The organism is uncultured Polaribacter sp. (assembly GCF_947500975.1).
GTDB lineage: Bacteria > Bacteroidota > Bacteroidia > Flavobacteriales > Flavobacteriaceae > Polaribacter.
The window spans coordinates 1-974 of the sequence record NZ_CANMUE010000041.1 but is presented as its reverse complement, the minus strand read 5'-3'; the positions used below and the strand labels follow the sequence as shown (position 1 = coordinate 974).

Genomic DNA, 974 nt, shown 5'->3' with positions numbered 1-974 from the left:
CAACGTTGTTGTATAAGCTTTGTTGCGTGGTTTAAGAAATGAATTTACTAAATAAAACACGAACGGCGAAATTCCGAAGGAATTTCCCAAGTGAGCTAAAACTAGCAATAAAGTTTATACGGTGTTGTGTGTTCGTTATTTTTTCGTTCCTTCTAATGTTCTTTGTAATTCAGAATTAATTTTGGAATCTATAATCTCAATTATTTTGTCATTTTTAAAATCGTATTTTTTAATTATTGTTGGTTCATTGTAACTTTCAAACGTACCATCTTTATTTTTGTCAATTCCGAATTCAATAAGCAAGTCTTTACTTTTATTGATAAATTTAAAATTATAAATATCCATTCCTTCAACTCCTATTTTTCTCATTTTATTTTCTTTAAATGAGTAAACGTAAAGTGAGCCAAAATCTTTTAGATTAATTACTCCGTCTTTAAAAGTATCTTTTTCAGAGGCTTTTATTAAAATTAGAATTTCATTCTCAAAATACTCCGTTTTTATTTTATTAAAATTAATTCGGGTATCAAATAACTTCTTGTTAATTCCACTATTTGCATTATAAACTATAATATTATTAAATTCTCCGTAAAATCTTGCTGAATATCTTTCGTCTTTTTTTGTGAACTCTTCAGAGTCTGAAGATGTAAAAGCGTTCAAAAGTCCAGTTATATCTTCTTTTTCATTCAATGTTTTATGTGAAACAGGAATAATATAATTCAAATTTAAAGTGTCAATTAATATCGGATTTTCATAGGAAATAACTTGTTCTCGTTTATTCTCCTTCTGTAGTTTTTCGATTTTTTCTTCTGATAAAATTCCAGTTTCTGGTTCATTGTAATCAAATCTTCTATGTTCCTGAATTACAATTGATATAAACGAAACCAAAGCAACAACTAAAAATATTCCACCAATTGTTCCTAAAATAGCTAATAATTTTTGATTATAATTCTTTACTTTTTCAATTTTCATAAAAG

Annotated in this window: 1 protein-coding gene; it reads right to left on the bottom strand. The window is 26.2% G+C overall.

Going from position 1 to position 974, the window contains the following annotated elements; translation table 11 throughout:
• Positions 1-135: 135 nt before the first annotated feature.
• Positions 136-974: hypothetical protein (locus tag Q0733_RS12935; RefSeq protein WP_298782750.1), on the bottom strand; the 839-nt coding region annotated here is incomplete at its 5' end.